This window comes from Stutzerimonas azotifigens, from assembly GCF_013522725.1.
GTDB classification, from domain to species: Bacteria; Pseudomonadota; Gammaproteobacteria; order Pseudomonadales; family Pseudomonadaceae; genus Stutzerimonas; species Stutzerimonas azotifigens_A.
This window is the reverse complement of the sequence record NZ_JAAMRF010000002.1, coordinates 180,070-205,036: the sequence shown is the minus strand read 5'-3', so window position 1 is coordinate 205,036 and position 24,967 is coordinate 180,070. Positions and strand designations below refer to the sequence as shown.

At 65.3% G+C, this 24,967-nt stretch carries 25 protein-coding genes; 9 read left to right on the top strand and 16 right to left on the bottom strand.

Going from position 1 to position 24,967, the window contains the following annotated elements:
* The first annotated feature begins 337 nt into the window (after positions 1–337).
* From ccoG to G7026_RS03810, 3 genes are all read left to right on the top strand, one after another.
* Complete coding sequence (gene ccoG, locus G7026_RS03820; protein ID WP_181069446.1) at positions 338–1,747, top strand: cytochrome c oxidase accessory protein CcoG; 1,410 nt, start codon at positions 338–340, stop codon at positions 1,745–1,747.
* A 107-nt stretch (positions 1,748–1,854) separates the two neighbouring features.
* Positions 1,855–3,264, top strand: coding sequence for a GntR family transcriptional regulator MpaR (gene mapR, locus G7026_RS03815; protein ID WP_181069821.1), 1,410 nt, complete (start codon positions 1,855–1,857; stop codon positions 3,262–3,264).
* An 87-nt stretch (positions 3,265–3,351) separates the two neighbouring features.
* Complete coding sequence (locus G7026_RS03810; protein WP_181069445.1) at positions 3,352–3,648, top strand: GNAT family N-acetyltransferase; 297 nt, start codon at positions 3,352–3,354, stop codon at positions 3,646–3,648.
* A gap of 10 nt (positions 3,649–3,658) precedes the next feature.
* Here the strand turns inward: G7026_RS03810 and G7026_RS03805 are convergent, their stop codons facing one another.
* The 10 genes from G7026_RS03805 to G7026_RS03760 all read right to left on the bottom strand — a co-directional run bounded on the left by G7026_RS03805 (position 3,659) and on the right by G7026_RS03760 (position 11,450).
* Positions 3,659–4,543, bottom strand: a complete 885-nt coding sequence (locus G7026_RS03805; protein ID WP_181069444.1) for a DMT family transporter — start codon at positions 4,541–4,543, stop codon at positions 3,659–3,661.
* 62 nt (positions 4,544–4,605) lie between these two features.
* Positions 4,606–5,205 (bottom strand): LysE family translocator, encoded by a 600-nt coding sequence (locus G7026_RS03800; protein ID WP_181069443.1) that lies wholly within the window; start codon positions 5,203–5,205, stop codon positions 4,606–4,608.
* Between the two features lie 79 nt (positions 5,206–5,284).
* Positions 5,285–6,124, bottom strand: coding sequence for an AraC family transcriptional regulator (locus G7026_RS03795; RefSeq protein ID WP_181069442.1), 840 nt, complete (start codon positions 6,122–6,124; stop codon positions 5,285–5,287).
* Positions 6,125–6,246: 122 nt separating this feature from the next.
* The gene (locus G7026_RS03790; RefSeq protein ID WP_181069441.1) at positions 6,247–7,257 is read right to left on the bottom strand and encodes an alpha/beta hydrolase; all 1,011 of its coding nucleotides are present in this window, start codon (positions 7,255–7,257) and stop codon (positions 6,247–6,249) included.
* Between the two features lie 25 nt (positions 7,258–7,282).
* A complete protein-coding gene (locus G7026_RS03785; RefSeq protein WP_181069440.1) occupies positions 7,283–7,708 on the bottom strand; it encodes an organic hydroperoxide resistance protein in 426 nt (141 codons plus the stop codon).
* Positions 7,709–7,749: 41 nt separating this feature from the next.
* Entirely contained in the window at positions 7,750–8,016 is a 267-nt protein-coding gene (locus G7026_RS03780) for a hypothetical protein (RefSeq protein ID WP_181069439.1), read from the bottom strand.
* Positions 8,017–8,239: 223 nt separating this feature from the next.
* Positions 8,240–8,683 carry a MarR family winged helix-turn-helix transcriptional regulator gene (locus tag G7026_RS03775; RefSeq protein WP_181069438.1) on the bottom strand — a complete coding sequence of 148 codons (444 nt, stop codon included), beginning with the start codon at positions 8,681–8,683 and terminating at the stop codon, positions 8,240–8,242.
* 81 nt (positions 8,684–8,764) lie between these two features.
* On the bottom strand, positions 8,765–9,772 hold the full coding sequence (cydB, locus tag G7026_RS03770; protein ID WP_181069437.1) for a cytochrome d ubiquinol oxidase subunit II: 1,008 nt from the start codon (positions 9,770–9,772) through the stop codon (positions 8,765–8,767).
* An 18-nt stretch (positions 9,773–9,790) separates the two neighbouring features.
* On the bottom strand, positions 9,791–11,164 hold the full coding sequence (locus G7026_RS03765; RefSeq protein ID WP_181069436.1) for a cytochrome ubiquinol oxidase subunit I: 1,374 nt from the start codon (positions 11,162–11,164) through the stop codon (positions 9,791–9,793).
* Positions 11,165–11,225: 61 nt separating this feature from the next.
* Complete coding sequence (locus tag G7026_RS03760) at positions 11,226–11,450, bottom strand: DUF2188 domain-containing protein (protein WP_181069435.1); 225 nt, start codon at positions 11,448–11,450, stop codon at positions 11,226–11,228.
* Positions 11,451–12,126: 676 nt separating this feature from the next.
* Between G7026_RS03760 and G7026_RS03755 the strand changes: the two genes are divergently transcribed.
* Positions 12,127–14,793 carry an ATP-binding protein gene (locus G7026_RS03755; protein ID WP_375138185.1) on the top strand — a complete coding sequence of 889 codons (2,667 nt, stop codon included), beginning with the start codon at positions 12,127–12,129 and terminating at the stop codon, positions 14,791–14,793.
* Between the two features lie 10 nt (positions 14,794–14,803).
* Here G7026_RS03755 and G7026_RS03750 read toward each other — a convergent pair whose 3' ends face one another.
* Both G7026_RS03750 and G7026_RS03745 read right to left on the bottom strand, forming a co-directional pair.
* On the bottom strand, positions 14,804–15,154 hold the full coding sequence (locus G7026_RS03750; RefSeq protein ID WP_181069433.1) for a response regulator: 351 nt from the start codon (positions 15,152–15,154) through the stop codon (positions 14,804–14,806).
* Positions 15,151–16,854: a histidine kinase famiy protein gene (locus G7026_RS03745; protein ID WP_181069432.1), complete on the bottom strand. Its 1,704-nt coding sequence runs from the start codon at positions 16,852–16,854 to the stop codon at positions 15,151–15,153. Before G7026_RS03745 ends, G7026_RS03750 begins: the two co-directional genes overlap by 4 nt.
* Before the next feature lie 245 nt (positions 16,855–17,099).
* On the opposite strand from G7026_RS03745, the gene G7026_RS03740 reads away from it, so the two are divergent.
* Positions 17,100–17,387: a DUF1330 domain-containing protein gene (locus G7026_RS03740; protein ID WP_181069431.1), complete on the top strand. Its 288-nt coding sequence runs from the start codon at positions 17,100–17,102 to the stop codon at positions 17,385–17,387.
* A 49-nt stretch (positions 17,388–17,436) separates the two neighbouring features.
* Here G7026_RS03740 and hda read toward each other — a convergent pair whose 3' ends face one another.
* From hda to G7026_RS03725, 3 genes are all read right to left on the bottom strand, one after another.
* Positions 17,437–18,141 (bottom strand): DnaA regulatory inactivator Hda, encoded by a 705-nt coding sequence (gene hda / locus G7026_RS03735; protein ID WP_181069430.1) that lies wholly within the window; start codon positions 18,139–18,141, stop codon positions 17,437–17,439.
* Positions 18,138–19,223, bottom strand: a complete 1,086-nt coding sequence (locus G7026_RS03730) for an AI-2E family transporter (protein ID WP_181069429.1) — start codon at positions 19,221–19,223, stop codon at positions 18,138–18,140. Before G7026_RS03730 ends, hda begins: the two co-directional genes overlap by 4 nt.
* A 177-nt stretch (positions 19,224–19,400) precedes the next feature.
* A complete protein-coding gene (locus tag G7026_RS03725) occupies positions 19,401–20,498 on the bottom strand; it encodes a DUF2066 domain-containing protein (protein ID WP_181069428.1) in 1,098 nt (365 codons plus the stop codon).
* 295 nt (positions 20,499–20,793) lie between these two features.
* Between G7026_RS03725 and purM the strand changes: the two genes are divergently transcribed.
* The 4 genes from purM (at position 20,794) to G7026_RS03705 (ending at position 23,948) form a co-directional block, all read left to right on the top strand.
* Entirely contained in the window at positions 20,794–21,852 is a 1,059-nt protein-coding gene (gene purM, locus G7026_RS03720) for a phosphoribosylformylglycinamidine cyclo-ligase (protein WP_181069427.1), read from the top strand.
* Positions 21,852–22,499, top strand: coding sequence for a phosphoribosylglycinamide formyltransferase (purN, locus tag G7026_RS03715; protein WP_181069426.1), 648 nt, complete (start codon positions 21,852–21,854; stop codon positions 22,497–22,499). The genes purM and purN overlap by 1 nt, the downstream gene beginning before the upstream one ends.
* A gap of 8 nt (positions 22,500–22,507) precedes the next feature.
* Positions 22,508–23,218 carry a DUF3108 domain-containing protein gene (locus tag G7026_RS03710; protein ID WP_181069425.1) on the top strand — a complete coding sequence of 237 codons (711 nt, stop codon included), beginning with the start codon at positions 22,508–22,510 and terminating at the stop codon, positions 23,216–23,218.
* Positions 23,219–23,279: 61 nt separating this feature from the next.
* Positions 23,280–23,948: a COG3650 family protein gene (locus G7026_RS03705; RefSeq protein ID WP_181069424.1), complete on the top strand. Its 669-nt coding sequence runs from the start codon at positions 23,280–23,282 to the stop codon at positions 23,946–23,948.
* 18 nt (positions 23,949–23,966) lie between these two features.
* On the opposite strand, the gene G7026_RS03700 is transcribed toward G7026_RS03705, so the two are convergent.
* A complete protein-coding gene (locus tag G7026_RS03700; RefSeq protein WP_181069423.1) occupies positions 23,967–24,878 on the bottom strand; it encodes a DMT family transporter in 912 nt (303 codons plus the stop codon).
* Between the last annotated feature and the right edge of the window lie 89 nt (positions 24,879–24,967).

Below are 24,967 nucleotides of genomic sequence, written 5' to 3'. Positions count from 1 at the left end.
CATCGTTCGGAACGGACGCGGTTCGTCGGCCGAGCGACCGTATACCACCGGTCGTGGCCAGGCGTCTTAGGCGCATCCCACGACGCGCGCGCCAAGCGGAGGACTATCGCCCAACGGCGGCGCCGTAAAACAGACGCAGATGTGACGCGCAAAACCATATCAGAAGGATTGCACCCTCTGCCGGGCTGATCCGGATCAAGGCTGCGTCTGGCCTGTTCTGATAGCAGCATCGCCGCCGTCGTTCTGATCCGCTTTTTTATCGTTCAGCTGAGGCTGTTACCAATACAGATCGGCAGGGATGATGCGCCGGCCTGAACAGTCCAAGGGGCCGCGCGCCATGACCGAACGAATTCCCGCCACCCTCATCGACTCCCTCGATTCCAGCCGACCCGTACGCCTGACGCCCGCCCGCAGCGGCGGCCCGATCCATACCCGCAGCTTCACCGGCACGATCCGCACCCTTCGCCTCGTCATCGGCGCCCTGCTGTTTCTGTTGTTCTTCGGCACGGCCTGGCTGAACGTCGAGGGCCGCCAGGCGGTGCTCTGGGACTTGGGCAAGCGGCAGTTCTACATCTTCGGCGCAACCTTCTGGCCGCAGGACTTCATCCTGCTCTCGGCGCTACTGATCATCGCCGCGTTCGGCCTGTTCTTCATCACCGTGCTGGCCGGCCGCGCCTGGTGCGGTTACGCCTGCCCGCAGAGCACCTGGACCTGGATCTTCATGTGGGCCGAAAAGGTCACCGAGGGTGACCGGCTCGCGCGGATCAAACTCGACGCCGCTCCCTGGAGCCTCGGCAAACTGCTGCGCCGATCGGCCAAGCACAGCCTCTGGCTGGCGGTGAGCCTGGCCACTGCCATCGCTTTCGTAGGTTACTTCACCCCTGTACGGGCCTTGGTGGTCGAGCTGTTCAGCTTCAGTCTCGATGCGCAAACGGCGTTCTGGCTGTTCTTTTTCACCGCCGCCACCTACCTCAACGCCGGCTGGCTGCGCGAGAAGGTCTGCGTGCACATGTGCCCCTACTCGCGCTTTCAGAGCGTGATGTTCGACCCCGACACGCTGATCATTTCCTACGACGCGGCACGTGGCGAGAACCGCGGTCCGCGCCGCAAGGACAGCGACCCCGCCGCCCAGGGGCTGGGTGACTGCGTCGACTGCAGCATCTGCGTGCAGGTCTGCCCCACCGGCATCGACATCCGCGACGGCCTGCAACTCGACTGCCTGAGCTGTGGCGCCTGTGTCGATGCCTGCGACTCGGTGATGGACCGGATGGGCTATGCACGTGGCCTGGTGCGCTACACCTCCGAACGGGCGCTCGAAGGCGGCAGGACACGCCTGTGGCGCCCGCGCCTGGTCGGTTACGCCGTGGCCCTGCTGGCGATGCTCGGCGCCTTCGCCTGGGCGCTCGAGGCGCGGCCACTGCTGTCGCTGGACGTCACCCGGGATCGCACCCTCTTCCGCGAGAACACCGCCGGCCAGATCGAGAACATGTACAGCCTCAAGCTCATCAACAAGACGCAGCAGCCGCGCCAGTACCGGGTTTCGGTTTCGGGCGAGAATTACGCGCTCAGAGGCCGGCAGGAAATCGCCCTGGCCGCCGGCGAGATCGTTGACCTGCCCATCAGCGTGGCGCGCCTGCGGGAGAGCGGCCAGACCGCCAGCCGCATCCAGTTCAACCTCGAAGACCTGCACGATCCAGCAAGCCGCATCAGCAGCCCGAGCACCTTCGTGGCCCCGGCCAACCGTTGAGCGATGGCCGCCGACAGGGCGGCCGTTGCACCGCACGCTCGGGAAGTGCCTTTGTGATGACGGGGTCAGTAGACTGTCCGGTGCCCTACGTGCCAGGCCAGGACAGGATGAAGCGCTACGAAAAATTCGCGGATGAAATCGCCGAGCTGATCCGCAGCGGCGTACTCAAGGGCGGCGAGAAGATCCCCTCGGTGCGCCATGCCAGCAGAACCTACGGCGTCAGCCCCTCGACGGTCTTCCAGGCCTATTACCTGCTGGAAGACCGAGGCCTGATCCAGGCACGCGCCCGCTCCGGCTACTTCGTGCGCGAGCATGCCAAACGCCCGCTCAACGAGCCCGACATCAGCGCTCGTGCCGGCGAGACCACCGACGTCGGCGTCAGCGAACTGGTGTTTTCGGTCCTGGCTTCCTTGAGAGATCCGGGCACCGTGCCCTTCGGCTCTGCCTTTCCCAGCCCGGACCTGTTTCCCCTTGCCCGGCTGGCCCGTTCCATGGCCCACGCCGTGCGCGACATGCCGGCCGGCGCGGTGATCGCGGAGATGACCGCGGGCAACCCCGATCTGCGCCGACAGATCGCCCTGCGCTACATGGTCAGCGGCGTGATGCTGCCGCTGGAGGAGCTGGTCATCACCAACGGCGCCATGGAGGCGCTCAACCTCTGTCTGCAGGCCGTCACCGAACCGGGCGACCTGGTGGCAATCGAGGCGCCCGCCTTCTACGCCACGCTCCAGGTCCTCGAGCGGCTCAAGCTCAAGGCCGTGGAAATCCCGGTGCACCCGCGCGAAGGCATCGATCTCGACGTGCTGGCCGACAGCCTGCAGCGCCTGCCGATCAAGGCCTGCTGGTTCATGAGCAGCCTGCAGAACCCGCTCGGCGCGAGCATGGGCGAGGCGAAGAAGGACGCGCTCTACCACCTGATCGAGCGACATCAGGTGCCGCTGATCGAAGACGACGTCTACGCCGAGCTGTATTTCACCCGGGAGCCGCCCAAGCCGGTCAAGAGCCGCGATCGCCAGGGGCTGGTGATGCACTGCGGCTCCTTCTCCAAGAGTCTGGCGCCCGGTTATCGGGTCGGCTGGGTAGCGGCCGGGCGCTTCGCCGAGCAGGTCAGTCGCCTGAAGCTGATGACCACCATCTCCCCGTCGGTGCCGGCCCAGGCGGCCATCGCCGACTACCTGCAGCACGGCGGTTACGATCGCCATCTGCGCAAGCTGCGCCACACGCTGGAAATGCAGCAGGGCGCGATGCTCGCCTCCGCCGCACGCCACTTTCCGGCCTGCACGCGGGTGACCCGCCCTTGCGGCGGCTATTTCCTCTGGTTCGAGTTCCCCGAGCCGGTCGACTCGCTGCAATTGCTGCACATGGCCCTGGCCCAGGGCATCAGTCTCGCCCCCGGACCGATCTTCTCGGCCACCCAGCGTTTTCGCAATTGCGCCCGGCTCAACCATGGGCACACCTGGGATCAGCGCAGCGAGAACGCCATGGCGCTGCTGGGGCGCATGATCAAGTCGTTCTGACCCGACGCCCCTCGGCGCGCCGGCCGAACCTGCTCGCCATGCGCGACTCCTACCTAATAGTGAAGGCCACCCTCGATGGAGTATCCGATGAGCGAAGACGTGAAGGTCAGACATGACGCCGGGCAAAGCCGTTACGTGCTCGAAGTGGACGGCGCGGTGCGCGGCCACGCCGAGTACACCGAGCAGGGCGAACAGCGCCTGTTCACCCACACCGAAGTGGACCAGGACCTCGAAGGCCGAGGCCTCGGCGCCCGGCTGGTGAAAGAGGCGCTGGAGGACGTACGTCGATCCGGAAAACGGCTGGTGCCGCTCTGCGCCTTCGTCAATGCCTACGTCGAGCGGCACCCCGAGTGGCGCGACCTGATCGACGCGCCGAACGGCTAAGCTCGCAGCGTCAGCGACGGGCCAGCCACACCCCGGTCGCCGAGAGCAGCATGCCGACGATGGCCAGGGGCGCCAGCACCTCGCCGAACAGCAGCCAGGCGATCAGCGCGGTGGTCGGCGGCGTGAGGTAGAACAGGCTGGCCACCTTCACCGCACTGCCCTGGCTGATCATCTTGTTCAACAGCGTGATGGCCCCGATCGACAGCACCAGCACCAACCACAGCAGCGCGAAGACGAACTCGCCGTTCCACTGGATCTCCCGGGTCTCGGTGAGCAAGGCCACCGCGCCGAGCACCAGCACGCACGGCAGGAACTGGATTACAGAGCCGCTACGCAGATCGAACGCCGGGCAGAAGCGCTTCTGGTAGAGCGTGCCCAGGGTGATGCTGCACAGCGCGAACAGCGCCGGCCAGACCCAGTGCAGCAGCACCTCTAAGGTGACACCGTCGAGTTCGAGCTTGCTGCCCAGCACCAGCAGCACGCCGCCCAGACCCAGCCCCAGCCCGAACCACTGCCGGCGGGTGACCTGCTCGCCCAACAGCAGACCGGCCAGCAGCGCGGTGAGCAGCGGCTGCAGGCCGACCACCAGGGCCGTCGGCCCGGCCGGCAGGCCACGGTCGATGGCGGTGAACACGCCGCCCAGATAGCCGCCGTGCACCAGCAGACCGGTGACCGCGATATGCATCGCCGCGCGTGGCGTGGCCGGCCAGGGCGCGCGGGTCAGCAGCGCGATGGGCGTCATCAGCAACACGACGAGAATGAACCGCACCACGTTGAAGGTCAGCGGCTCGACATAGGGCAAGCCGAACTTGGCGCCGATGAAACCGGTGCTCCAGAGCACCACGAAGGTAACCGGCAGAAACAGCTGCAAACTGAGGACGGGACGCTGAACCATGATCGATGCCAGCCGCAAGACGGAGCGGCATTCTACGAGAATCCCAGCCGGGCGGCAGCCGTTCAGCCGAGCAGGCTGGCCCAGGCCGACCCGAGCAGCAGCAATGCCATCAGCTGGTTGAAGCGCTTGAGCGCGCGCGCCGAGCGCAGCAGCCGGGTCGCACCGATGCCCAGCAGCGCCCAGACGCCCAGGCAAGGCAGCGCCACCAGGAAAAACACCAGAGCGAACAGGGCGTAACGTGCGGCGCTGGCATCGGCTCCGGCGAACAGGCTCACCACCGCCATCGCCATCATCCAGGTCTTTGGATTGACCAGCTGCAAGCCAGCGCCGCCGACCAGCCCGAGACGCCGCACCGGCTCCAGGCCGTCTTTCTCGATCGGCTGCGCCTCGCTGCGAAAGATCTGCCAGGCCAGGTAGCTGAGCCAGGCCACCCCGAGCCAGGCCATGGCGCGCTGCAGGCCGGGATGGCCGAGCAGCCACTGGCCGATACCCAGGCCGACCAGCAGGACGATGCCAGCCGCGCCGGTACAAGCCCCCAGCACGATCGGCAAGGCGCGCCATAACCCGTAACGCGCACTGTTGCTGAGCACCAGCAGGTTGGTGGGACCGGGGGTGATGGACGCGACGAAGGCGAACAGGACGAACGGCAGCAATTGGCTCATCGCGGCAGCCGTGACGATGACGTAGTGGACATGGTGGCTCCGATAGGAAGGTCGGAAGCCAATTGTCGAGCGGTCGCGCTCAGGCGTCTGGAAGATTCGAGCAGCGCGTGCGGTAGTGCGCCGGGGTCAGGCCATAAGCACGCCGGAACCAGCGCCCCAGGTGGCTCTGGTCGGCGAAACCGAGCGAGGTCGCGACGCTGGCCGGTGCCCATCCCATGGCCAGCAACTGACGCGCGCGGGACAGGCGCAGCTGCACCAGGTAGGCATGCGGCGCCAGGCCGAACGCGACCTTGAACGCCCGAGACAGGCGAAAGCGATCGACCCCGCAGGCCTGCGCCAAGTGGTCCAGACCGATGTCCTGTTCCAGATGCGCATGCAGGTAATCGCGGGCGCGCAGCGCCACCAGCGGCAGGCGCGGGTCATGGTCGATGCGCGGGCGCCACTGCAGGTGCGCCGCGAGCTTGCTGAGCAGGCCGTCGAGCGCGGCCTGGCGGACCATTCGCATCTCGCTGCCCTGCAGCGCCCGATAGGCGTCCGCGATGCGCGCGATCAGCTCGGGCTCCTCGGTCAGCGTGCTGGCGAACCGCGGCTGGCAGTTGCCCGGCGCATCGTCGTGCAGGCTGCGCAGCTCGCGTTCCAGCCATTGGGCATCGAGATAGAGCATCGAATAGGTGAAGCCGTCCTCCGTCGGCGCATGCCCGTCGTGCAGCTCTCCGGGTTCGAGCAGAAAGACCTGCCCCGGCGTTGCGCTGTGCAGCACCTTGCGGCAGTGAAACTGCTGGACGCCCTGTTCGGTGAAGCCGATCAGGTAGCTGTCGTGCCAGTGGGGATCGTAGGCGTGGCCCTGGAAATGGGCACGGATCGTCTCGATACCGGTTTCGGCATCCTGGTTGAGGGTGATCCAGCGGTGGCTGCCCATGATGGCCCCATGAGTGATGCGCCTGACACGACATCATACCGAGCACCTTCCGCAGCTTCTGGAACATTTGTGCAGAAACCCCGGCCGCCTGGAGGCGGTCGGGGTCGGTGCGTTGCACAGGCTTACTGCAGGTGGGTTTTCAGCGCGTTGCCTGCCTGCCCGACGGCAGCCCGCGTTCCCGGCACCTGGCTCAGGGCATTGAGCAGCCCAAAGTCGTGGATCATGCCGTTGTAACGCGTCGCCACCACCGCAACCCCCGCCGCGTCGAGCTTGCGCGCATAAGCCTCGCCCTCGTCACGCAGCACGTCGAACTCCGCCGTCTGCACCAGGGCCGGCGGCAAGCCGCGCAACCGTTCGACATCCGCCCGCAGCGGCGAGGCGTAGACCTCGGCGCGCTGCTTCGGGTCGGTGGTGTAGTTGTCCCAGAACCAGGTCATCATGTTGCGCGTCAGGAAATGGCCCTCGGCGAACTGCTTGTACGAGGCGGTTTCGAAGCCCGCATCGGTCACCGGCCAGAGCAACGCCTGGAAGCGGATCGCCGGGGTGCCCTTGTCTTTCGCCATCAGGCTGACCACGGCCGCCATGTTGCCGCCGACGCTGTTTCCGGCAACGGCCAGGCGCTTGCCGTCGACCTGGATCTCCCGTCCATGCTCGGCCACCCACCGCGTGGCGGCGTAGGCCTGGTTGATCGCGGTCGGGTACTTCGCCTCGGGCGACGGCGTGTAGTCCACATAAACCGCCGCCGCACCGGACGACACCACCAGGTCGCGTATCAGCCGTTCGTGGGTCGGGAAATCGCCCAGCACCCAGCCGCCGCCATGGAAGAACATGAAGACCGGCAGCTCGCCCTTGGCGCCGGAGGGGCGAACGATGTTCAGCCGGATCGACTGGCCGTCCACCTTGATGGTGCGTTCGCTGACGTCTGCCTCCGGCAGCTCGGCGCCGGCCTGGGCACCGCTCAGTACGGCACGGGCATCCTTGGGCGACAACTGCTCGATCGGCTTGCCGTCACCGTTTTCCAACGCCTCGAGAAAGGCCTGGGTCTGGCTTTCGACGCCGGGACTACCGGCGGCGAGCACGGCGCCGGCCGACAGCGAGAGGACGGCGAGTGAAAGGGTCTGCTTGATGTTCATGGGAGTTCCTCCTCTGTCGAGCCGGTCAGGCCAGGGTCAGGGTGACGTCGATGTTGCCGCGGGTGGCGTTCGAGTAAGGGCAGACGATGTGCGCCTTCTCGATCAGCTGACGCGCCTCTTCGCGATCCATGCCCGGAAGGGTGATTTTCAGCTCGACCTCGATGCCGAAGCCGGTGGGTATGGCGCCGATGCCGACGAAGCCTTCGACCCAGGCCTCAGGCGACAGCTTGTGCTTGTCGCGGGCGGCGACGAATTTCAGCGCACCGAGAAAGCAGGCCGAGTAACCAGCGGCGAACAGCTGTTCGGGATTGGTGCCCTGCCCGCCCGCGCCGCCAAGCTCCTTGGGTGTGGTCAGGCGCACGTCGAGGACGCCGTCGGAGGAGATGGCACGGCCGTCACGGCCGCCGGTCGCTTCAGCGGATGTGCGGTAGAGAACGTTTTCGATCGACATGGTGAGTTTCCTTTCTAAGTGAGTTGGGTGCATGACAGGGCTCAGCCCTGGTGGGTCGTCAGCCAGGTGGGGTAAGGCGCCTGCAATTGGCGGCCACTTTCATTGGGAGTGGCATGGGCCGCTGTGCTGGCAGCGATGACGAGGGCAAATAAGGCGATGCGTTTCATCTGTCTTTCCTCTTTCAGGGTTGGGCTACCGGTGGTTGCCATCAGGAGGAAGCAGGCGCTGTCATTAACTGGCTCGACAACTTCTTGCGCACTAACTTGTTCCCTGAAAAGAACATTAGTGCTCATTTGTTTTGCACGCAAACCATTTCGTTAGAATCTTTGGTTCGCGCCCAGCATGAAAACGGCATAAACCACGAATGCCGGGGGTTACAGGGCGGAACACCTGACGGGGTCCTTCGCGTCAAGACCGCGCCCACGGATCTACCAGCGTGTGTGGAGCGGTCGGGAACGCCTAGTCTTGACCGCGAGCTTTCGGCCGCCTGGGTCAGGCGTCGTAGGTGGGATGCCGCGAGGCCGTGGAGGACTACAGCGAGGCGTGCAGATGCCGGCGCAGCTCTACCAGCTCGTGCTTGAGTTCGGTGAGCGCGGCGGGGCTCATGCCGCTGGACGTGAGGATGCACTGGGGAAACGCCTTGGCCTCCTTCTGCACGTCCCACCCCGCTTCGGTCACCCGCAACTGGACGACACGTTCGTCGCTACTGCTGCGGGTACGGGTTATCAGCTCCATGGCTTCGAGACGTTTGAGCAGCGGGGTCACCGAACCCGGATCGGTGAGCAGTCGGGCGCTGAGCTCGCCGACAGTAATGCCGTCGCTCTCCCACAGCACCAGCATCGCCAGGTATTGCGGATAGGTCAGCCCGACTTTCTGCAAGAGCGGCTTGTACACCTTGGTCATCATCAGCGAGGTGGAATAGAGGGCAAAGCACAGCTGGTTGTCCAGCAGCAGCTCATCGCAGGATTCGGCCATGGTCGGGCTCCGGTTGATCAGGTGATAACGTTAACGCGCTAAAAGCCTGGATGCCAGCAGGTGACCGCCCGCTCAGCTGGACTATCCCTCTCCACGCGGATGAACCTTGCCGCGAAAGACCCAGAACCCGTAGGTGCTGTAGGCCAGCGTGAAGGGAATCAGGACGGCAAAGCCGATCAGCATGAAACCCAGGCTGGACGCGGGCGACGCACCCTCCGCCAGGGTCAGCGAAGGCGGAATGATGGTCGGGTGGAGACTGGCGAGCAGGCCCGCGAAGGCGACCACGACCGCACCCAGCACCATGAACAGGGGCAGAAAATCGTGGCGGCTATCCAGCCACTTCCAGAAGCCGAGCGCCAGTAGCGCGAGCAGCCCGAGCCAGGCGGTCAGCAAGGGCAGATCGCCCCAGCGTTCCCACAGAACCGGTTGCACAAGCCCGCTCCAGTAGATGGCGGCTCCCGCCAGTAGCAGCGTCATCAGGCCGAGCCACCGTGCCTGTCGCCGCGCCTTGGCCTGTAGTTCGCCCTCGGTTCGCCAGACCAGCCAGCACGCGCCAAGCAGCGCGTAGCCGGCCACCAGTGCCAGACCGCAGAACAGCGAAAAGCCGCTGAGCCAATCCCAGCCGTTGCCGCTGTATTGGCTGCCATCATGGGGAATGCCCTGCAACAGCGCGCCGGCCAGCACACCTTGTGCGAAGGTCGCCAGCGTCGAACCTGCGATGAAGGCCAGGTCATACAGGCGTCGCCGACGCGCGCTTGATGCACCGTCGCGATACTCCAACGCCACGCCGCGGAAGATCAATGCCAGCAGCATCACGAACAAGGGGATATAGGTGGCGGTGAAAAAAATGCTGTAGACGGCGGGAAACATCGCGATCAGTCCGCCGCCACCCAGTACCAGCCAGGTCTCGTTGCCGTCCCAGATCGGCAAGATGGAAATCGCCATCACGTGACGCTCGTCGTCGCCCGGGTTGGCCATGAACAGGATGCCGACCCCGAGGTCGGTGCCGTCGAGTATCACGTACGTGAGCACGCTGAAGGCCAGCGCTCCGGCAGCCAGCAGGGGTAACAGCGAATCCGACAGGAACATGACTCACCTCGCGTGGCGTCAGTCGACAGGCGGGCTCCGCAGCCCGGGTTCAGGTTCGCGCTCCCCCTGCTCCGGCGGCCTGCGCAGCGCGCGTAGCAGATAGGCCAGGCCCAGCCCGAACACCAGCAGGTAGACCGCCAGAATGCTGAGCGTGGAGGTGGTCACGAATGACAGCGAGACTGGCGAGCGGCTGTCTGCGGTGCGCAGCAGGCCATAGACGGTGAACGGCTGGCGACCGACCTCGGTGACCACCCAGCCGCAGAGCATTGCGATGAACCCTGCCGGCGCCATCCACACCGATATCCGTTGCAGCCAGCGCGCGTCATACAGCCGGCCACGCCGGCGCAACACTACGCTTGCCGCTCCGAGCACGGCCATCAGCAGGCCCAGCCCCACCATGATGCGAAAGGCGAAGAACACGATCGGCACCGGAGGGATGTCTTCGGGTGGGAATTCGTTGAGGCTCTTGATGGTGCCGCTCAGGTTGTGACGCAGGTACAAGGAGCCCACATGCGGGATCGCCAGTTCGAAGTGGTTGCGCCGCTCCTGCATGTCGGGGATCGCGAATAGCCTCATTGGCTCGCCCGCCCCGGGCGGCGGCCGGTCCCAGGCGCCTTCCATGGCCGCGACCTTCTGCGGCTGATGCTCGAGCGTGTTCTCCCCGTGCAGATCGCCGACAAGAATCTGCAACGGCGCGAGCACCGCGACGACCCACAAGGCCATGGAAAACATCACACGTGCGCCCCGGTTACTCTTGTCGCGCAACAAGTGCCAGGCGCCGGTGGCCGCCACCATCAAGGCCGTCGCCAGAAAGGCTGCGATGGTCATGTGGGTGAAACGATAGGGAAACGACGGGTTGAAGATGATCGCCAGCCAGTCCTGGGCCTCGAAGCGACCATCGGAACCGATGACGAAGCCGGCCGGCGTGTGCATCCAGGAATTGGCCGAGAGGATCCAGAAGGCGCTGAACAGCGAGCCGAGGGCTACCATGCAGGTGGTAAAGAAATGCAGCTTCGGCCCCACCTTGCGCATGCCGAACAGCATGATCCCGAGAAAGCCGGCCTCGAGAAAGAACGCAACCAGCACCTCGTAGAACATCAGCGGCCCGATCACCGAGCCGGCCAACGTCGACAGCCGCCCCCAGTTGGTGCCGAACTCGAACTCCATGACGATTCCGGACACTACGCCCACGGTCACGTTGAGCGCGAATATCTTCAGCCAGAATTTGTAGAGGTCCAGATAGAGCTCGTCGCGGGTGCGCAACCAAAGACCTTCGAGCACCATCAGGAAATTGGCAAGGCCAATGGAAAAGGCCGCCAACACGATGTGGAAGCTGATGGTGAGCCCGAACTGAATGCGGGCAACCAGCAATGCCGGGTCATCGACATCCATGCGCTAAAGGATCCGCCCGCTCACGTCATTCGGCTCACCAGGGTGCTACGCTGCCAGCGCATCAGCCAGGAGATTGGGTTGGATCCGCTGCCCGCGGGTAGGTGCGCTCCTCCTCGAAAGTACCGTCCGCGCGATGAATCTTCACCGAGCCCACCTTGCCCGCCATGTAGCCGGGCACCTGGCGCACCAGTTCCTCCTTCGTCGACGCCTCGAGCACCGCGCGCTCGCTACCCTCTTCCAGTAACGCCCAGCCCGCGTCGACCTGTTTCACATGATAGTTCTGCACGCCTGCCTCCTGTTTGTGCTTTCCAGTTCTAGAGAGCACCAGCACTCGCGTGAGGTTCCTCGCGCATGTGGCAGGCCGCCCAATATTTGCCGCTGCGCTCTGCCCGCACCGCGATTACACTCCGTCCATTCGGCGGCTTGCAGAACGCGCGCCCGGGCACGAATCCCGGCCGTCCCATGACGCTACGCCCGTCCACCGGGACGCAAAGGCAGGAGGTCCCATGGATCAGAACGTTGGACACAAGCCACCGCGCACCGTTCGGCTGCGAAAGCGGCTATTGACCATCGCCCTGGCGGGTATCGTTCCGCTCGCGGTGGCCGCGGGTCTCGGCCTGCTCGCGATCATCCACGAGCAACGGCACCAGACCGAGCTGCGGGGCCTGGAAGTGACCCGCCTGGCCGCCACCGCGATCGAGGTGGAGGTGCAGCGTTCGATGGACGTCCTGCAGGCACTGGCCCAGTCCGGCCCACTCACCGAAGGAGACATCCGGGCCTATGGCCAGCTGGGCCGCCGGGTACTGCCATTCATGCCGGGCTGGCATTCGATACTGCTGATCGATCACGACGGCCAGGTAGTGCAGCGGGTCGCCCGCGAAACACCGACCGCCGATGGCGCGCTGGCCGACCACGCAAGCTTCAACGAGGTGCTGCGCACCGGCAACGCTCAGGTCGGCAACATGGCGCTTGGCCCCCGCAACACCTGGGGCATCCCCTTGCGCGTGCCGGTGGTGCGCGACGGGCAGATCCGCTATGTGCTGACAGCCGTGCTGCAGCCCGAGGCCATCCTTAACGTCATCAATAACCGTCGCCTGCCCGAAGGCTGGGTCACGACAGTGCTCGATCGCAACGAAAAACGCGTCGCGCGCACCGTGCATCACCAGGAAACCCTGGGCACTTCGCCCACTGCAACCCTCCATGACCTGCTCATGCACAACCCGGCCGCCGAGGGAATTGGCGTCTCCGAGACGCTCGAAGGCGAGTCGATGTATACCGCCTTCGTGAGGCTCGAAGAACTCGGCTGGACCATCGCCACCGGCATTCCACGCAGCAACGTGGCTGCCGGGGCGATGCAATCGCTCATGCTCTACGGCAGCGGGCTCGCCATGTCGCTCGCGCTCGCGGTGGCCGCGGTGCTGTTCGCCACCCAGCGCATCAACGTGCCGATGCGCCAGTTGCGCCGCGCCGCCAACGCCATCGGGAAACATCAGCCGGTCCATGCACCGGACAGCGAAATCGATGAGATTCGCGAAGTGGGCCAGGCGCTGCAGATTGCCGCGCAAGCGCGCGACCTCAGCGAGCGCGAACGTGACCAGATGGTCTCGCGGCTCGAACAGGCCCAGCGCGAGCTCACCCAGCAGGTGTCCGACCTGGAGCGCCTGCAGGCGCTGAGCAGCCGCCTGCTGCAACTGCCGTCGCTCGACGAGCAGCTCGACAGCATCCTCGAGGTGCTGTGCGATCTGCATGGCGCCACCCAGGGGCTTCTCTCCCTCAGCGAGAACGGCTCGCCACCGCGCCCGCACTCCACGCGCGGCCTGTCGCAGGCGGCGCTGGAATGGCTCGATGATCTCCAGCCTGGGCGGGACATCTGCGGGGGCGCCGTGCTCAGTGGCCAACGGATAGTAGCGGTGGACACCGATCCCTGTTTCGCGCCCTTCGCGCCGCAGGCACGCCTGGAAGGTTTCCGCGCGGCGCACATCACGCCGATCAAGCACAGCGACGGCACGGTGATGGGTGCCCTCACCATCCTGCTGGCCACAGCACGCGTGCCGAGTGAGCGGGAGATCCGTCTGGCCGATCTCACCGCCGACCTGGCCTCGGTGTTCATCGACCGCGACCGCGCGCGAACCCAGGCCGGCGCGCTGGAGCAGCGCCTGCAGGTTGCGCTCGACTCGTCCACCGTGCCCTTCACCGTCATTTCTCCTTTGCGCGACGACAGCGACGTGATCCGGGATTTTCGCTGCGACTTCGTCAACCCCAAGGCTGCCGCCATCCTCGATTGCCCGGTTCAGGAGCTGACCGGGGCACGGGGCTGCGACCTGCTGCCGGACTGGGGTAACTCCCGGCTGTTCGCCACCCTGGTCGACGTGGTCACCAGCGGACGCTCGCAAGAGTTCGAGCTGCCTTCGACCTTTGAAGAGCGCGAGCGCTGGTTCCATGTCATCGCCACGCCGTTTCGCTCGAGCGTGGCGATCTGGTTCGCCGATATCAGCGATCGCAAGCGCCAGGAACAGGTCATCCTCGAAGCCGACCGCCGCAAGGACGAGTTCCTCGCGACCCTCGCTCACGAGCTGCGCAACCCGCTGGCGCCGATTCGCCTGGCCGCCAGCGTGTTCGGCACGCCCATGGCGAGCGAGGCGCAAAAGCAGCGCAGCCAGCAGGTCATCGAGCGTCAGGTCAGGCACATGGCGCTACTGCTCGATGATCTGATGGACATTTCCCGCATCACGCTGGGCAAGCTGATCCTGCGCAGCGAGCCGGTCGATCTGCGCAAGGTGGTCGAGGCAGCCCTGGAAACCGCCGGGGCGAAGCTGGAGGCCAAGCATCATCAGGTGCTCGTGCAGCTGCCAGACACACCGATAATGGTCCATGGCGATGCACTACGCCTCGAACAGCTAGTCACCAACCTGCTGACCAACGCTGCCAAGTTCACCGATGGCGGCGGACATATCGGTGTAGCTCTCGACCGCGAAGACGGGCTGGCACGGATTCGCGTCAGCGACGACGGCCGTGGCATCGACCCCGAACACTTGACCCCGATTTTCGAGAAGTTCGCCCAGGTAGCACCTACATACCAGAGCACCGGGCTCGGCATCGGCCTCGCGCTGGCGCGTGGACTGGCACGGCTTCACGGCGGCGATATCGAGGCCAGCAGTGCAGGCCTTGGCCAGGGTTCGCAGTTCACCGTGCACCTGCCCGTGCGGGAGGAACAGGCGCCCCTCTCGCCGGATCGCACGACGCCGGTCCAGGCCAGCGCCGCGCGATGCATCCTGGTGGCGGACGACAACCGCGACATTGCCGAAACCATGGCCGAACTGCTGCGCCTGGAGGGTCATCAGGTGCACCTGGCGTTCGACGGTCTCGAAGCGCTCGAGTCGTTCCAGCGCATCCGCCCGCAGGTCGCCCTGCTGGACATCGGCATGCCGGGGTTGCGTGGCGACGAGGTGGCCCGTGCCATCCGCGCCCTGCCGGGAGACCAGCAGGTGCTCCTGGTGGCGATTACCGGATGGGGTCAGCCCAAGGACAAGGAAGCCGCGCTGGCGGCCGGATTCGATCGCCACCTGACCAAGCCGGTAAATATCAACGAGCTGCTGGCTGCCATCGACGCGGCCTTCGAAGCCTGCTGAACGCGCCTCGTTATCCGAGTAGATCGCGCAGGCACCGGGTGAGCGGCACCAGCCCCACCGGCTTGTTCAATACACGGGTGCGCGGCACATCGACGAAAGCGTCGCTCGGATATCCCGACACCACCAGCACGGGCAGTTGCGGACGTCGCTCGCGCAAGCGTTGGACCAGCGCGCGTCCATCCATGCCGGGCATCGCCAGGTCGGTCACCAAAGCATCTATGGGGTCCGCCTCGTCGAGGCTCAACGCGTCCTCGCCACTGTTGGCAACCGATACCCGGTAGCCGTCCAGTTCGAGGAAAGCCTGAAACAGAGCGGCGATCTCGGCTTCGTCATCGACCACCAGGACATGAGATCCGCTCATGCGCCTTGCTCGCGACCGAGCAGCACGCCAAGGCACTCGGCCAGTTCACGCTGCTTGTAGGGCTTGTTGAGGATGGTCAGCTTGGACGCATCGACGCCCTGCCCAGACAGGTCGTCGGCATAACCGGTCGTCAGCAGCACAGGCAAACCCGGGATGCGCTCGCGCACGCGCTCGGCCAGCACCAGCCCGTTGATGCCGCCAGGCATGATCACGTCCGAAAACAGCAGATCGATACCGCCGTCGTTATCCTCGAGTACCTGTAGCGCCGCTTCGCCGCTGTCCGCGGCCAGCACCCGATAGCCAAGCGAGGCCAGATAGGCCTGGGTGACTTCCCGTACATCGGTGCTGTCCTCGACCAGTAGAATCGTCTGCTGGCCGGCGACGGCCGGGAGCAGATCGTCGAGAGGGCTTTCCTCCGAACGCGATGCACGCTCCCCTGCCACAGGAAAGATCATCCGCACGGTGGTGCCCTTGCCGACCTCACTCTCGATCTCGAGCCGGCCGTGGGACTGCTGGACGAAGCCATGGACCATCGCCAGGCCCAGACCCGTGCCCGGCCCCTTGGTGCTGAAGAAAGGCTCCGAGGCCCGACGCAACACCTCCGGACGCATCCCCTCGCCTTCATCGATGACGCAGATGACCACATAGTTGCCCGTAGGCAGATTATGCGCCGCGTTGCGCTCGGGACTCTGCAGGGTCGTGGTGCCGACGGTAACCCGGCCGCCATTGGGCATGGCATCGCGCGCATTCATCAGAACGTTGAGCAGGGCCATTTCCATGTGCGTCGGATCGAGTACGCAGGACGGCAATCCCGGCTTGAGGTCCAACCGCAGATCAACGCGTTCGCCCAGTGCTCGGACTGCCATCTCGCTGAACTCGACGACCAGGCTGTTGAGGTTCAGCCGCTGCGGCTCCAGGCGCTGCTTACGGGCAAAGGCGAGCAGCTGTTGGGTGAGTTTGCCACCGCGCTCGGCAGCCGCCTGCGCATGCTCGATGGCGCTGGAGAGGACCGAGTTGCCGACCGCGTACTGCTGCGCCACCTCCAGGTTGCCGGTGACCACCTGCAGCAGGTTGTTGAAGTCATGCGCCATCCCGGCGGTCAACTGGCCGATCGCTTCCATCTTCTGCGCATGCCGAAACGACTGCTCGGAGACACGGCGCTGGGTGACATCGAGCTGAGAAGCGAAGAAGTACAGCAGCTCGCCGCTTTCGTCGAAGATCGGGCCGATGAACAGCGCATTCCAGAACGGCGAGCCGTCCGCTTTGTAATTGAGCAGGTCCAGCGCCACGCCGCGATGCTCTTCCAGTGCCTTGCGGACCTCTGCGATCGATTCCGGATCGGTTTGCTCGCCCTGCAGGAACCGGCAGTTGCGGCCCACAACCTGATCTTCCTCGTACCCGGTGAGGTCGAGGAAGGCCTTGTTGACGAAAACGATGGGGTTGTCCGGCTGGCGGGGGTCGGTGAGAACCATCGGCATGCGGGTCATTTCGACGGCGGCAAAAAATACGCTGCTGCGATCGTCCAGGCCAGGCCGAGTGATGTAGCTGGCCTGCCAGTGCTTGAGGCCTGGATTGCCTAGAGGGTTATAACTGCTTTCATCGAACTCACCTTTGGCGGGCAGCCCACCGCTCTGCCCTCCACCCTCATGATCTACTGGTAGATTGTCTTCATTGCCTGGGTAGCGACTGCCCTGGGTCATCAACTTCTCCGCGCACTGACCCGCCCGCCGCCGCAGCGAGCAAACTCGGTCCAACTCATTACGACATTCGATGGCTGGAAGGCATCGGGAGTTCAGCGTTTTCACAGTCGAGGCGCTGGACCACAGACAGAAGGCAGCCGACGGGCTTGGTCAGAGGCCCGCGAATGGCGTAACGTCCTGCTCGTAGCGGACCGGCCCTGCACCTGGGGCGACCCGCCCTACCTAATCAGCAGGAGCAATCACCGATGCCGGCCTATTTCGTTGCCATCCGCGAATCAACCCAGGACGCCGAAGAGCTCAAGATCTATAGCGAAAAAGCGGCGCAGGCTCGCACCGATGCGCTGATGCCATTGGCCTTTTACGGCCCGTTCCGCATGACTGAGGGTGAGCCGATGGAAGGCGCGGTGATCCTGCAGTTCCCCACCTTCGAAGACGCCGAAGCCTGGTACGACAGCCCCGCCTACCAAGAAGCGGTGGTGCATCGCTTCCGGGGCGCCACCTATCGCACCTTCATCATTCAGGGCGTGGAATAAGGCACCCACCGGCCTCGAAGCGGGTCAACCGGCAGACAGGGAATCCTCGCTACCAGCCGAGGGTTTCCTTGAGAAAAGGGATGGTCAGCTTGCGCTGCGCCTGCAGCGAGGCCTGGTCGAGCTGGTCGAGCAGATCGAACAGCGCGTTCATGCTGCGCGAGCCCCTGGTCAGGATGAACCGGCCCACATCATCAGGCAGGTTGAGCCCGCGACGAGAGGCCCGCAGCTGGAGCGCGCGCAGTTTGTCCTCGTCCGACAGCGGCTGGAGCATGAACACCAGCGACAGGCTCAGGCGCGACTTCAGGTCCGCCAGTTGCACCGGCAATTCGCGTGGCGCGCTGTTGGCTGCCAGCAGCAGACGCCGCCCGCCGTCGCGCAGGCGATTGAACAGGTGAAACAACGCCTCCTCCCATACCGGATCGCCAGCAACCGCATCGAGATCGTCCAGGCAAACCAGCTCGCTCTGCTCCAGATCGTCCAGCAAGGCCGTGCCGTATTCGGCCACCTCGCCAAGGGGCAGATAGACTGCGGCCTCGCCGCGTTGCTGCAGCCACAGGCACGCCGCCTGCAACAGATGGCTGCGCCCGACGCCATCCGGCCCCCACAGATAGATCAGTTCGTCCGACCAGCCGGCCTGCGGCGAGCAGAGACGCTCGACATAGCCCAGCGCCGCGGCATTGGCGCCTGGGTAGAAGTTGGCGAAGGTGGCGTCGTCGCGAAGACGGACGCCGAGCGGGAGCTGGATGGGTTTCATGGCAGCCTGGGTTGTTCGGCCGGATCCATGGCCGGATCGGCGTAAAGGCCGGAGAGTTTATAGACATCGTGCATGTGGCGCAGCAGCACCATGATCACCGCGGCGACCGGCAACGCCAGCAGCACCCCGGTGAAGCCGAACAACTGCCCACCGGCCAGCACGGCGAAGATCACCGCCACCGGGTGCAGGCCGATGCGGTCGCCCACCAGCAGCGGCGTCAGCAGCATGCCTTCGAGCAACTGGCCGACGGTGAAGACCGCCACGACGCCAAGCAACGGGTACGGCTCGAGGCCGAACTGGAACAACGCCGCGATCAGCGCCGCGCCGATGCCGACCACGAAGCCCATGTAGGGCACCAGACTGGCCAACCCCGCCAGCACGCCGATCAGCAGGCCCAGCTGCAAGCCGACCAGCATCAGCCCGCCGGAATACACCACCGCCAAGGCCAGCATCACCAGCAGCTGACCTCGCAGGAACGCGCCAATCACCTCATGGCACTCCCCCATCAGCCCCACCACCAGCGACTCGCGGCGCCGCGGCAACAGGTCGCGAAGCCTGGCGACGATCACATCCCAATCGCGCAACAGGTAGAAGCTGACTACCGGGATCAGCAGCAGATTGGCCACCCAGGCGAGCAACGCCAGGCTCGATGCCGTGGCTCGGCTGAACAGCTGCGCCAGGACATCGGTAGTGCCGCCCAGTTGTCCGGCGAAGGCGGCCTTGAGCTGATCGAAGCGCCAGAATTCCTCTTCCAGGCCGAAGCGCGCCTGCACCCAGGGCAGCGCCACCTGCTGCAACCAGTCCAGCGCCACCGGCGCCAACTGGTAAAGGTGCATCAACTGGCGGCCGAGCATCGGCACCAGCACGACCAGCAGCAGCACGCAGACCAGGCTGAACAGTCCAAAGACCGCCACCACACCCCAGATACGCGACAGCTTCAGACGTTCGAGCCGATCGACCAGCGGATCGCCCAGGTACGCCAGCAGGATACCGATCAGAAAGGGCGTGAGGATCGGCTTCAACAGGTATACCAGCCAGCCGCACAGCAGCAGCCCGGCCAGCCATAGCCAGCGGTTGTTCATTTAGTGCCTCGTTTCAACAAAGATGAAGCCCGGACGCAATGCGCTGGGCAAGCTCCTCACCGCGCTGCAGCGGCGGCAGATGGGAGGCCGGTCGTAAGAAGGGGTATTGGAGTGATGCATGGCAGTCCTTTGCTCTGCAAGAGGGCGAGCCCGGTGCGCCGGGCCGCCGCTAAGCGCTTACCAGCTGAAGCGCATCACCGTGCCACGATCGACTTCGGCAGGCGGTGCCGGAGGCTGATTGACCCCGGGGGCGACATCACCCGGGGCAACCTGCGTAGCGCCATCCGCCTCGACCTGCAGCTCGTCGTTCGGCTCGACAATCGGCTCTTTGGGGATCTCGACCTCTCTCAGGCGCGCCAGGGCCAGCTGGCTACGCAGCTGCTCGGGGCTGGCGTTGAGGCGGTAGACCAGCATGTCGTCATCGATGCGCAGCAACCTGCCGCCAAAGGGCTCGACCAGCTTGTCCAGCTCCGCGAAACGGCTGATGTCGGCACCTTCGATCTCCAGGGTGATCTCCGAAACGGCGCCAGGCGCGACCACGAAGCGCGGCGCCAAGAATTGACTTGCCCCGAGCATTACCGCGTCGGCCAGCGCCTCGCGGCTGTCGCCCTTGGCCTTGCCGTGGCCGCGATCTTCTCCGTCCCAGAGCTGCCAATCGGCCTGCCAGGATCCATCGGTTTCATGGGCGTAAACGGCCAGCATCACATCGGCGTCGTAGCGCTCGGACAGCATGCGCAGGGCATCGCCGCTGCTCGCCTTGACCGTCTCGGGCGTCGCTTCGAGCTGCTCGCTCAGATCCGCCAACGGCAGGTGCAACGGCAGGCCGCGGTGGCGTCCGGCTTCACGCAGCAGTGCCGCACTGCTCTGCCCGTCTCCGACCAACTGGCTGCCATCGACCGTTTCATACAGCCACCACGCCAGAACACCGGGGCGGTTGGAGCCCCACAGCGGCAGGCCGGCCTGGCGCAGGCTGCGCTCGACGGTCGACTGATCGAAATCGACTACCAGCTTTTCGCCGTCATAGCTGTACTGGCGCACGAGCTGCTGGGGATCTTCGCGCAGCGGGCCGACCGCCGCGCTCCTGGCGGCTTGCTCGTCGCCGGTCAGGCGCAGCACCAGCGTATCGAAGGCGCGCTGCAGCGCCTGCTCGCGCTCGCCTGACTGTTGATTCTCGACCGGCTCGCGCACCTGGAACAGCCCACGCGTCTGCTCGGCATGGCTGGGCAAGACCGACAGCGCGAGGCACAGCAGCAATACGCGGGAAATCATGTGCATGGAGTCAGTCTCGAGAGGCGCCTCGTGTCGATGCACGAAGCGGCGTTGAAATGGCCTATTACCTTAAACAGCCGCCACAGCGCGAGCAACCGCACCGTAGACGCAGCGCGACGACGCCTGCAATCGCCAGCGCCCGGCGAGCAGCTGGCGCCGCGCGGGATGGTCGCTGTGCAGCAAGCCTGATAAAATCGCGGGCTTTTCCGCAGACCGGCTCCGGCGCTTTGCGAAGCGCACCGATACAGCGTTTCCCGCCCGGCCGACTCTCCCGCACCTCCTTCTGACAGGCCCGGATTCTATGAGCAAGCAACCCTCCATCAGCTACAAGGACGCAGGCGTCGACATCGATGCCGGCGAAGCCCTGGTCGAACGCATCAAGGGCGTGGCCAAACGGACCGCGCGGCCTGAAGTGATGGGCGGGCTCGGTGGCTTCGGCGCTCTTTGCGAGATCCCGGCCGGCTATCGCCAACCGGTACTGGTGTCGGGCACCGACGGCGTAGGTACCAAGCTGCGCCTGGCACTGAATCTGAACAAGCACGACAGCATCGGCCAGGACCTGGTGGCCATGTGCGTCAACGACCTGGTGGTGTGCGGCGCCGAACCGCTGTTCTTCCTCGACTATTACGCCACCGGCAAGCTCAACGTCGACGTGGCCGCTACCGTGGTGACCGGCATCGGCGTTGGCTGCGAACTGGCCGGTTGTTCGCTGGTAGGTGGTGAGACCGCGGAAATGCCCGGCATGTACGAAGGCGAGGACTACGACCTGGCCGGCTTCTGCGTCGGCGTGGTGGAAAAGAGCGAAATCATCGACGGCTCCAGGGTAGCGGCCGGCGACGCGCTGATCGCCCTGCCCTCCTCGGGCCCGCACTCCAACGGCTATTCGCTGATCCGCAAGATCATCGAAGTGGCCGGCGCCGACATCGAGCAGGTGCAACTCGACGGCACTCCCCTCGCCGACCTGCTGATGGCGCCGACCCGCATCTACGTCAAGCCGCTGCTCCAGCTGATCAAGCAAACCGGGGCAGTGAAGGCCATGGCCCACATCACTGGCGGCGGCCTGCTCGACAACATCCCGCGGGTACTGCCAGACGGCGCCCAGGCGGTGATCGACGTGGCCAGCTGGACGCGCCCGGCGGTGTTCGACTGGCTGCAGCAGCAGGGCAACGTCGACGAGCATGAGATGCACCGCGTCCTCAACTGCGGCGTCGGCATGGTGATCTGCGTGGCGGCCGACCAGGTCGAGGCCGCGTTGAAATCGCTGCGCGAGGCTGGTGAGGCACCTTGGGTGATCGGCCAGATCGGCGAGGCCGGCGAAAGGACCGAACGCGTCGTGCTGAACAATCTGAAGGGTCATTGATGACCGCAACCTGCAATGTGGTGGTGCTGATTTCAGGGTCCGGCAGCAATCTGCAGGCCCTGATCGACAGCCAGGGCGCGGACAATCCCGCGCGGATTCGCGCAGTGATCTCCAACCGCCCCGAGGCCTTCGGCCTGCAGCGCGCGGCGGCAGCCGGCATCGAGACCCGGGTCGTCGACCACAAGGCCTTCGCCGAGCGCGAGGCCTTCGATGCCGCCCTGATGGAGATCATTGACGGCTATGCGCCCGACCTCGTGATTCTGGCCGGCTTCATGCGTATCCTCACGGCCGGCTTCGTGCGTCGCTACACCGGCCGCCTGCTCAACATCCATCCCTCGCTACTGCCCCTGTATCGCGGCCTCGACACGCATCGCCGGGCACTGGCCGACAACCAGCCTGAACATGGCTGCAGCGTTCATTTCGTCACCGAGGAACTGGACGGCGGGCCGGTCGCGGTCCAGGCCGTCATACCGGTCGCTCCGGGAGAAACCGCCGAAAGCCTGACCGCCCGTGTGCACGTCGAAGAGCACCGAATCTATCCCATGGCCATGCGCTGGTTCGCCGAGGGGCGCTTGCGCCTTGCCGAACAAGGCGCGATGCTGGATGGGGACACGTTGCCGGCTACCGGCTATCAGATACGAACTTAGGAGACCCTATGCGCCGTGCCTTGCTGTTCGCCCTGGCCCTGCTGACCCTGCCGGTCCAGGCGCTGGAGCTCAAGCCGTTTTCCGCAAGCTATACCGCCGACTGGAAACAGGTCCCGGTCAGCGGCACTGCCGAGCGCAGCCTGAGCGCACTGGATAATGGACGCTGGCAGCTCGACTTCGACGCCTCGATGTTGGTCGCCAGCCTCAATGAGCGCAGCACATTCACCGTCGACGGCGACACCTTCGTGCCCCAGAGCTATCGCCTCAAGCGCAGCGGTCTGGGCAAGGGCAAACGGGTCGAACACCGTTTCGACTGGGCCGCCAAGCAAGTGACCGGTAGTGATCGCGGTGACGCGGTCACGCTGCCACTCAACCGAGGGCTGCTCGACAAATCGACCTATCAACTGGCGCTGCAGCACGACGTGGCGGTCGGCAAGAAGAGCATGAGCTATCAGGTGCTCGACGGCGACGAAGTCGAAACCTACGACTTCCGCGTGCTCGGCGAGGAATCCGTGAGCACCAAGGCCGGCCAGATCGATGCGGTCAAGGTGGAGCGCGTCCGCGACCCGACCCAGAGCCAGCGCGTCACCATCCTCTGGTTCGCCAAGAACTGGGACTACCTGCTGGTCGCCCTGCACCAGGTCGAAAAGGACGGCAAGGAATACCAGATCATGCTTCAGCAGGGCAGCGTGGACGGCAAGCCCGTCAAAGGCAACTGACCTGCCCGCGCAGCGCCTTGAGTGGCGCTGCGCCCCCCCTCCCCGTCCGCTCGAGCCCATCATGACTCCTCACCGCGTCCTGTTGTTCAGCCTCATTCCCTTGCTCGCCAGCTGCCAGATGTTCCAGAGCAGCACGCCCACGCCCAAGCGCGCCACCGAACGCTTTCAGGGCGAGGTCGCCCGCGTCGATGGGCAACTGCTGTTCCGGCCCTGCAGCGAGCAGCGGCGCTTTCTGATTGTCGATGAAGGCGCAACCGGCTTCGAGCAGGACGCACAAGGGCTCGGCGCAGACCTTGGCGCCAAACTGTTCGCCGATCTGCGCGGCAACCTGGGTTCGAGCGCTGTAAAGGGCGTCGACGGGCAACTGACGGTCGACCGGCTCTACCGACTACAGGGTGAAGGTCACGGCTGCGAGGACCCGAACTTCAAGCGTCAGCTGCTGCGCGCCAGCGGACACGAACCGGACTGGACGCTGAGCATCAACAACCAGGGCATGCTGCTCGAGCGTCCGGATCAACCCGCACAGGCACTGCCCTATCTCGAAGAGACGCTCCCCGAAGGCGGCACCAACTTCAGCAGCGAGGCCAACACCCAGCGGATCGAACTGTGGGTCGCCCCGCAACGCTGTGTCGACAGCGCCAGCGGCACCGTCAGCCACCTCTCCGCGCAGTTGCGCCTCGACGGCCAGGTGTTGCGCGGCTGCGCCTACCACGGCGGTGCGCATCCTTAGCACTACTTCTTCGCGCCGCTAGTCCAGCACCACCGAGGGCGGCGGTGGCGCTGCCGGGCTGCGCCACTGGCTGAGCAACACCCCGAGGAACACCAGGCCGGCGGCGAGCATCTGCGTCAGGGTCAACGTTTCACCGAGCACCAGCACGGCGAACAGCAGCGTGAATACCGGGATCAGGTTTATGTATCCGGACGCCTTGCTCGCCGGCATGCGCGACAGTCCGTAGTTCGACAGCCCGTAAGCCCCAGCGGTGACGATCACACCCAGGTAGAACAGCGCCAGCACGCCCGTCGGTGTGATGGCCTGCGGCACCGGTGCGGACCACAGCGCCAGCGGCAGGAAGAACAGCGCGCCGATGAACGCCTGCATGGCCGTCAGCATGAAGGCTGAATAGCGCGCGGTGAGCTTCTTGACCAGCAGCATGTAGCCAGTGGCGCATACCATCGCCATGAACTCGAGAAAATTGCCCAGCAACGGCTCGGGTGCCTGTTCGCTGGCTTCGCCGGCCATGCCCAGCCAGACGGCACCGGCCATGGCGATGAGGAAGCCGGACAGCGTCAGGCGAGTGATCCGCTCGCGCAGAAACAACGACGCACCGATGGCCACCATCAGCGGCAGCATCGCCGTCACCATCCCGGCCTGTGACGCGCTGGTGCGCTGCAGCGCCAACGCCTCGAAGACGAAGTACAGGCACGGCTCGCAGATGGCCATGCCGAACAGGTACTTCCAGTCGCCCGCCTGGTAGCGGATCTGCCCGCGCCAGCGCCAAGCGAGCAGGAACACCACGCTGCCGATGAGCATTCGCCCGAAGATCACCCACAGCGGCTCGAGTTGCTCGAAGGCGAGCTTGAGTGCGATGAACGAGCTGCCCCAGATGGCCATCGCCAGCACCAGACACAGCATCGCCACCCGTTGCCCCTGCTCTGCCATCTCTCGCCCCCTGTGGAAAAGGGCCGCAGTGTACCCGCCGTCTCGGCTCGACGCATAAAAAACGGCCCCGCAGGGCCGTCGCGTACAGG